10 protein-coding genes are annotated in these 7,461 nt (G+C 64.4%); 8 read left to right on the forward strand and 2 right to left on the reverse strand.

The window, feature by feature from the left end:
* Window positions 1-51 precede the first annotated feature (51 nt).
* The 4 genes from P1J78_RS18175 (at window position 52) to P1J78_RS18190 (ending at window position 1,750) form a co-directional block, all read left to right on the forward strand.
* The gene (locus tag P1J78_RS18175; RefSeq protein ID WP_275568802.1) at window positions 52-792 is read left to right on the forward strand and encodes an N-formylglutamate amidohydrolase; all 741 of its coding nucleotides are present in this window, start codon (window positions 52-54) and stop codon (window positions 790-792) included.
* A 17-nt stretch (window positions 793-809) separates the two neighbouring features.
* Window positions 810-1,121 (forward strand): DUF1244 domain-containing protein, encoded by a 312-nt coding sequence (locus tag P1J78_RS18180; RefSeq protein WP_275568803.1) that lies wholly within the window; start codon window positions 810-812, stop codon window positions 1,119-1,121.
* A gap of 92 nt (window positions 1,122-1,213) precedes the next feature.
* Window positions 1,214-1,459 (forward strand): hypothetical protein, encoded by a 246-nt coding sequence (locus tag P1J78_RS18185; protein ID WP_275568804.1) that lies wholly within the window; start codon window positions 1,214-1,216, stop codon window positions 1,457-1,459.
* Window positions 1,460-1,483: 24 nt separating this feature from the next.
* A complete protein-coding gene (locus tag P1J78_RS18190) occupies window positions 1,484-1,750 on the forward strand; it encodes a hypothetical protein (protein WP_275568805.1) in 267 nt (88 codons plus the stop codon).
* A gap of 45 nt (window positions 1,751-1,795) precedes the next feature.
* Here P1J78_RS18190 and P1J78_RS18195 read toward each other — a convergent pair whose 3' ends face one another.
* Complete coding sequence (locus tag P1J78_RS18195) at window positions 1,796-2,656, reverse strand: D-amino-acid transaminase (RefSeq protein ID WP_275568806.1); 861 nt, start codon at window positions 2,654-2,656, stop codon at window positions 1,796-1,798.
* Window positions 2,657-2,772: 116 nt separating this feature from the next.
* On the opposite strand from P1J78_RS18195, the gene P1J78_RS18200 reads away from it, so the two are divergent.
* Together P1J78_RS18200 and P1J78_RS18205 are read left to right on the forward strand one after the other, a co-directional pair.
* A complete protein-coding gene (locus P1J78_RS18200) occupies window positions 2,773-3,222 on the forward strand; it encodes a DMT family transporter (RefSeq protein WP_275568807.1) in 450 nt (149 codons plus the stop codon).
* A gap of 51 nt (window positions 3,223-3,273) precedes the next feature.
* Window positions 3,274-3,798 (forward strand): thermonuclease family protein, encoded by a 525-nt coding sequence (locus P1J78_RS18205; protein ID WP_275568808.1) that lies wholly within the window; start codon window positions 3,274-3,276, stop codon window positions 3,796-3,798.
* A gap of 7 nt (window positions 3,799-3,805) precedes the next feature.
* On the opposite strand, the gene ilvD is transcribed toward P1J78_RS18205, so the two are convergent.
* A complete protein-coding gene (gene ilvD / locus P1J78_RS18210; protein ID WP_275568809.1) occupies window positions 3,806-5,635 on the reverse strand; it encodes a dihydroxy-acid dehydratase in 1,830 nt (609 codons plus the stop codon).
* Between the two features lie 42 nt (window positions 5,636-5,677).
* Between ilvD and P1J78_RS18215 the strand changes: the two genes are divergently transcribed.
* Complete coding sequence (locus P1J78_RS18215; RefSeq protein WP_275568810.1) at window positions 5,678-6,985, forward strand: XRE family transcriptional regulator; 1,308 nt, start codon at window positions 5,678-5,680, stop codon at window positions 6,983-6,985.
* A 2-nt stretch (window positions 6,986-6,987) separates the two neighbouring features.
* A complete protein-coding gene (locus tag P1J78_RS18220) occupies window positions 6,988-7,419 on the forward strand; it encodes a DUF4411 family protein (protein WP_275568811.1) in 432 nt (143 codons plus the stop codon).
* The last annotated feature ends 42 nt before the right edge of the window (window positions 7,420-7,461 follow it).

The raw sequence follows: 7,461 nt of genomic DNA on the forward strand, positions 1-7,461 counted from the left end.
TCCCGCCCGGCCGTCATATTCAGTTCGCGCAGTTCAAGGAGTGCCGAAACGATGGGCTTTCAGGCCTACGAGACCGTCGGAGAGACCCGTCCCGGCCGCTGGCTGGTCACCTGCGACCATGCCTCGAACGCGGTGCCGCCGATGATCGCGGGCGGCGACCTGGGCCTGCCGCCGCGCGAGATGGGGCGCCACATCGCCTATGACATCGGCGCCGCGGGCGTGTCGCGCCGGCTGGCCGAGCGGCTGGACTGTCCCGCCGTGCTGTCCACTTTCTCGCGCCTGGTGATCGACCCCAACCGGGGCGAGGACGATCCGACCCTGCTGATGCAGCTTTACGACGGCACGGTGATTCCCGGAAACCGCCGGATCGACGCGGCCGAGCGCGAGCGGCGCCTGACCCTCTGCTACCGGCCCTATCATGCCGAGGTGGAGCGGCTGGCCGCGCGGCGCGACGACACCGTCTATATCGCCGTCCACTCCTTCACCCCGCGCCTCAACGGCCGGGCGATGCGGCCCTGGCAGGTCGGCGTGCTCTACGGCTACGACGCCCGCTTCGGCAAGGCGCTGATCGAGCGGCTGCGCGAAGAGCCCGACCTGTTCGTCGGCGAGAACGAGCCCTACTCGGGCGAGCTGAAGGGCGACAGCGTCGACCGCCATGCGCTGCACCGCGGCCGGCCGAACGCGCTGATCGAGATCCGCCACGACCTGATCGAGACGGAGGAGCAGCAGCGTCACTGGGCCGACCGCCTCGCCCCGATCCTTGACCAGACGCTGGCCCGCACCCAGCTTTGAGCGAACAGGAGGACGCCATGGACGACCAGACCCGCACCGAACTTGAGGCCGCCGCCTTCCGCCGCCTGCGCCAGCACCTGATGGAGGACCGGCCGGACGTGCAGAACATCGACCTGATGAACCTTGCCGGGTTCTGCCGCAACTGCCTGTCGCGCTGGTACCAGGAGGCCGCGAACGAACGCGGCATCGAGATGACCAAGGAAGAAGGGCGCGCGGCCTTCTACGGGATGCCCTACGACCAGTGGAAGGCGCAGAACCAGACCGAGGCGTCGCCCGAGAAACAGGCGGAGTTCGAGAAGGCATTCCGCGAAAACGTGGGCGAGCGCTGAGCGCAGGTCCGCCGCGCGGGCGCTAGCGTCGCAAACGTGATTTGCCCCGCCGCGGCGGCGCCCGGTACTCTGGCACCGCCCCAGGAGGCCCGATGAGATACGCCGCCCTATTCGTCCTCGCCCTCGCCGCGGCCGCGCCGGCGGCGGCCGATCCCAGCCCGCAGCTCGTCGCGCTGGTTCAGCAACGGATCGAGCGCTACGGCCTCGACGTGGATGTCTCGCTGTTCGACACCGCGACCGTCGCGCGGCTTTACGGGATCCTGAACGAGAACGACGACGATTATTTCCGCAAGCGGCAGAAGCTGAAGACCGCGCTGCGCAATGCCACAGACCGATAGGGAGCCCGCGCCATGCCCCGCGCCATGAGACGTACCGCCATTGCCCTCTGCCTCGCCCTGACCGCCGCCACGCCCGCCCTGGCCAAGGACGGCCGGACCCAGCTCATCGCTGCGGTCGACCGCGAGTTGCACCTCTACGTGCCCGACGTCGAGGCGCGCGAACTCAGCACGCACCAGCTCGCCGCGATCCGGTCGATCATGTACGGCCAGTATTCGTCGAGCGAGAAGCGCGTGCGCATCCGCTCGGTCATCGGCGGGCGGTATTCGCTGCGCGGGCTGCTGTTCAACTAAGGGGACCGGCCCCCGGCCGGTCCGGGATGCGCCGGAAGCGCCCCCTCAGATCGCCGCCTTCCGGCTCTCGTCCAGGTAGATCTCGCGCAGCCGCCGCGCCACCGGGCCCGGCGTGCCGTCGCCCAGCGCGACCCCGTCGATCTCCACCACCGGCATCACGAAGGTCGAGGCCGAGGTCACGAAGGCTTCGTCCGCCGCCTTCGCCTCGTCGAGCGTGAAGGCGCGTTCTTCCACCTGCATCTGCGCCTCGCGGGCAAAGCGCAGCACCGCGGCGCGGGTGATCCCGTGCAGGATGTCGGTCGACAGCTCGCGCGTGACGATGCTGTTGCCCTGCACGATATAGGCATTGTTCGACGTCCCCTCGGTGACCTTGCCGTCCTCGATCATCCAGGCGTCGTCGCACCCCTCGGCCTTGGCCGCCATCTTGCCCATCGACGGGTACAGAAGCTGCACCGTCTTGATGTCGCGCCGGTCCCAGCGCAGGTCGGGGATCGAGATCACCCTGATCCCCTTTTTCGCCGCCGGGCTGTCCGCCAGGCCCGGCTTCGACTGGGTGAACAGCACCACGGTCTGCGGCGTGTCCTCGGCCGGGTAGACGAAATCCCGGTCCCCGTCCGAGCCGCGCGTGATCTGCAGATAGACCAGGCCGTCCTCGATGTCGTTGCGCGTCACCAGTTCGCGGTGGATCTCCAGCAGCTCGTCGCGATGCAGCCGCACCGCCATGTCCAACTCGGTCAGCGACCGCTCCAGCCGCGCCGCGTGGCCGTCGAAATCGATCAGCTTGCCGCCCAGCACGCTGGTCACCTCGTAGACCCCGTCGGCGAACAGGAACCCCCGGTCGAAGACCGAGACGGTGGCCTCGGTCTCGGGCAGGTATTCTCCGTTGACGTAGACTGTGCGCGTCATGCTCGGCTCCTTGTCGCAGGTCGGTGTCGCAGGTCGGTCTCCGCCGCGTCCGCCTTGACACGGGCGCCGGATCGGTTGCGCTCTTCGGTACCGCCACGACACGGAAAGGGAAAGCGATGATTTCAACGACGCAATCGGCCGCCATCATGCTGGCCGCCGGGGTCGGCATACCGATCCTGGCCGCGCTGAACGCCGGGCTCGGGCAGAAGCTCGGCTCTCCCATCGCGGCCGCCGCCATCCTGTTCCTGGTGGCGCTGGCAGCGACGGGCCTGTGCCTGGCGCTTCTCGGCGGCTCCGTCCGGGACGCGGGCACGGTGCCGTGGCACTTCTACCTCGGCGGCCTGTTCGTCGCCTTCTACGTCCTGTCGATCACCTGGATCGCGCCCAGCTTCGGCGTCGGCAACGCGGTGTTCTTCGTGCTGCTGGGCCAGCTTCTGTCCGCCGCGGTCATCGACCATTTCGGCCTGTTCCTCGCCCAGTCCGCGCCGATCACCCCGACCCGGGCCCTCGGCATCGTCGTGATGGTGGCCGGCGTGTTCCTGACCCAGATCGCCGGGCGCGGGTAGCGCCTCTGGTCCGCCCCACGCGCGCCACATGGCCGTGGTACGCTCGGCGCCATGGGATCGGTCGATACCCCGCGCATCGGGCGCCCGCGCCACACTGCTTGGCAAAGGCTCCGGCGGCTGCCGCTGATCGACGGTGCCGCGATCCTTGCGACGGCCGCGCTGGTCGTCCTGTCGGTCCACGACCGCGCCGCCGGGTCCGAGCCTTCCGACACCGCCACGCCGGACGTGCGTATCCTGAACGGAGGCGACGCCTGGGGCGGATTCGGTCGCACCGCCTCCACCTCGGCACCCGCGGGAGAGATCTCCGGCACGGTCTCGCACGTCCGCGACGGCGACACGATCGAACTCGCCGGCACGGCCGTCCGCTTCGCCACCCTCGACTGTCCCGAGGCCGGCACGCTCGCCGGAGACCGCGCCACGGCCGCGCTGCGCAGCCTTCTGCGCCACGAGACCGTCACCTGCCGCCGCACCGGCGAGACCTCCTACGACCGCCGGAGCGGCACCTGCCGCGTCTCCGGCGGCCGGAGCATCTCGGACACGATGATCGCCGCGGGCCTGTGCCGCCGCTGGCGCTGACCGGCGGTCAGACCTGCCGCACCGCCCCCTTCGCCGCCGACGTCGTCATCGCCGCATAGGCCTTCAGCGCCGTGGTGATCTTGCGCTTGCGCGGCGCCGCCGGCTGCCAGCCCTTGGCCTCCTGCGCCTCGCGCCGGGCGGCCAGCTCGGCATCGTCCAACGCCAGATGGATCGACCGGTTGGGGATGTCGATCTCGATGATGTCGCCCTGCTCCACCAGCCCGATCGTGCCGCCCTCGGCCGCCTCCGGGCTCACATGCCCGATCGACAGCCCCGACGACCCGCCCGAGAACCGCCCGTCGGTCACCAGGGCACAGGCCTTCCCCAGCCCCTTCGACTTCAGGTAGCTCGTCGGGTACAGCATCTCCTGCATCCCCGGCCCCCCGCGCGGCCCCTCGTAGCGGATCAGCACGACCTCGCCTTCCTTGACCTTACCCGTCAGGATGCCCGACACCGCCGCGTCCTGGCTCTCGAAGATATGCGCCGGCCCCTTGAACACCAGGATCGACTCGTCCACCCCGGCCGTCTTCACGATACAGCCGTCCTCGGCCAGGTTGCCGTACAGCACCGCCAGCCCGCCATCCTTGGAGAAGGCGTGCTCCCACGCCCGGATCACGCCGCCCTCGCGGTCGAGATCCACCGACTCGTACCGCTTGTCCTGGCTGAACGCCGTCTGCGTCGGCACGCCCCCCGGCGCGGCCGAGTAGAAGGCATGCACCGAGCTCGCCGTGGTCTGCTTCACGTCCCAGCGCGCCAGCGCCTCGGCCATCGTCTTCGCATGCACCGTATGCACCGACGGATCCAACAGCCCCGCCCGGTCCAGCTCGCCGAGAATGGCCATGATCCCGCCCGCGCGGTGCACATCCTCCATATGCACGTCGTCCTTCGCCGGCGCCACCTTGCACAGGCAGGGCACGTGCCGCGACAGCCGGTCGATATCGGCCATCGAGAACTCCACGCCCCCCTCATGCGCGGCCGCCAGCAGGTGCAGCACCGTGTTCGTCGACCCGCCCATCGCGATATCCAGGCTCATCGCGTTCTCGAACGCCTCGAAGGTCGCGATGTTGCGCGGCAGGACGCTCGCATCCTCGCCCTCGTAATACCGCTTGGCGAGGTCCACGATCAGATGCCCCGCCTCCACGAACAGCCGCTTGCGGTCCGCATGCGTCGCCAGCGTCGAGCCGTTGCCCGGCAGCGACAGCCCCAGCGCCTCGGTCAGGCAGTTCATCGAGTTCGCCGTGAACATCCCCGAGCACGACCCGCAGGTCGGGCAGGCCGCGCTCTCGATCGCCGAGACCTGCTCGTCCGAATACTTGTCGTCCGCCGCCGCGACCATCGCGTCGACGAGGTCCAGCGCGCGCTCCTGCCCTTCCCACTCGACCTTGCCGGCCTCCATCGGCCCGCCCGAGACGAAGACGACGGGGATATTCAGCCGCATCGCGGCCATCAGCATCCCCGGCGTGATCTTGTCGCAGTTCGAGATGCAGACCATCGCGTCGGCGCAATGCGCGTTCACCATGTACTCGACCGAATCCGCGATGATCTCGCGCGAGGGCAGCGAGTACAGCATCCCGTCATGCCCCATCGCGATCCCGTCATCTACGGCGATGGTGTTGAATTCCTTGGCCACACCGCCGGCCGAGTCCACCTCGCGCGCGACCATCTGGCCCAGGTCCTTCAGGTGCACGTGGCCCGGCACGAACTGGGTGAAGGAGTTCACGATGGCGACGATCGGCTTGCCGAAGTCGTCATCCTTCATCCCCGTCGCCCGCCAGAGCCCGCGGGCCCCGGCCATGTTGCGTCCGTGGGTCGTGGTGCGGGAGCGATAATGTGGCATGCGCGCGGTCCTCCGGTGTGAGCGGGAGGGTTTTAACAGGGAGTGGCGGGGAGGGGTAGGGGGTGTGGGGGGGTATCCAAGCCTCAATCCTACCGACAATCATGCATCAACAAGCGCTCTACCCGGTTGATAGGTTCTGCTTCGGACGACTACATTGGAGAGGGTACACAAACGGACATCGGTAGCTTGGCAACAGCTTATATAAACAACGAGGTTCTTCGCTGGGCCTTTCAACGCGCAGGTCAATCACCCGAGAGCGTGGCTGAAAAGCTTGCCACGACTGAGGCCCGTGTGAACGAATGGATAAGTGGCGAACAACGTCCATCTTTCAAGCAGGCCCAGAGAATTGCGAAGATATTGCAGATTCCTTTTGGCTTTTTGTATCTCCCCGAACCCCCAAAAGAACAAATTCCTGTGGTCGAGTTTCGAAAACTACCTGATTCTTCAAGAAAGATGAGCAGGGATATTTTCGACTTGCTCTCAGACATTGAGTTCAAAAGGGATTGGTACAGGGATTTTCGAATTGAAGAGGGCTTCGATGAACTTGATTTCATCTCCCGGTATAACGCCGACCAGCCCGCGACGTTAATTGCGAGCGACATTCGCTCAGAACTTGGTCGCGCAAGCAATAGCCTGTTTGTGACACGAAAGAATTTTGAAAGATTTCTGGATGAATTCATCCGCGCCGCGGAAAAAATCGGCATTTGGGTCATGCGATCCGGTGTCGTAGGGAATAACACGCACAGAACAATACCAATAGAAAGTCTGCGAGGCTTTGCCATTGCAGACAAAATTGTTCCACTGATATTCCTAAATGGCAGGGACGCGAAATCGGCGCAGATATTTACATTTGCACACGAACTAGCGCACCTTTGGATCGGGGAATCCTCGATTGATACAGGAGACCTGTCAGACATTATCTCGACAGGAGATCAGAAGATTGAGAAAAAGTGTAACGCTATTGCTGCAGAAATACTTGTTCCGAGCAATGAATTTGTACATCAATGGAAACATCGGATTGAGCTGAACGATCAGGTTGATGAGATTGCCGATAGATTTAGTGTAAGCAGAATTGTGATTGCGCGACGCGCCCTCGAGCAGAATTTCATAGGTGATCAAGACTACAGGGAATTCTACCTTCAAGAGCAGAAACGATGGTCCGAAATGGATACGTCCCGCATTGGTGGTGGCAGTTACTACCGAACTATCCCATCTAGAAATGGAAGAACTTTCACTAACGCCGTTGCCCGTGAAGCTGCGGTCGGAAGGATCATGTTTAGAGAAGCCGGCCAGTTACTTGGAATTCAACCAAGCAAAGTTCGTGAACTCTATGAGCGGAATTCTGCGTAGCGATGTACGTTATTGATGCAAATGTTTTCATCCAAGCAGCAAACTCTTACTATGCGTTCGATATTGTTCCGAAGTTTTGGTCGTGGCTTGAGAGCGAGCTTGGCTCCAGATTATTCACAATCACCCCAGTAAAAGATGAGATTCTCGCGCAGAAAGACCAATTATCTGAGTGGTTCGCTTCAGTGGATGATCCCGGCTGGGTACTTCCAGCTGACGAGCAGCCAGTACAGCTACAGATGCCCGTTATTACCAAGCATTGCTTTGACAAGGGCTACAGGCCAGCAGGGATATCGAAGTTCCTGTCTGGCGCGGACCCTTGGGTGATCGCGTGTGCACGCGAAAAAGGGTGGACGGTTGTTACCCAGGAAATCGCACAGCCGGAAGCTAGAGCGTTTTCCGATCAATCTGCATCGTATCCGCAGGCGGCGAAGTAGTTTTCGCATTCCTGGTGCGTGAAGCAGTCGATGAGTTCGCCG

The organism is Psychromarinibacter sediminicola, from assembly GCF_029168335.1.
Taxonomy (GTDB): domain Bacteria; phylum Pseudomonadota; class Alphaproteobacteria; order Rhodobacterales; family Rhodobacteraceae; genus Psychromarinibacter; species Psychromarinibacter sediminicola.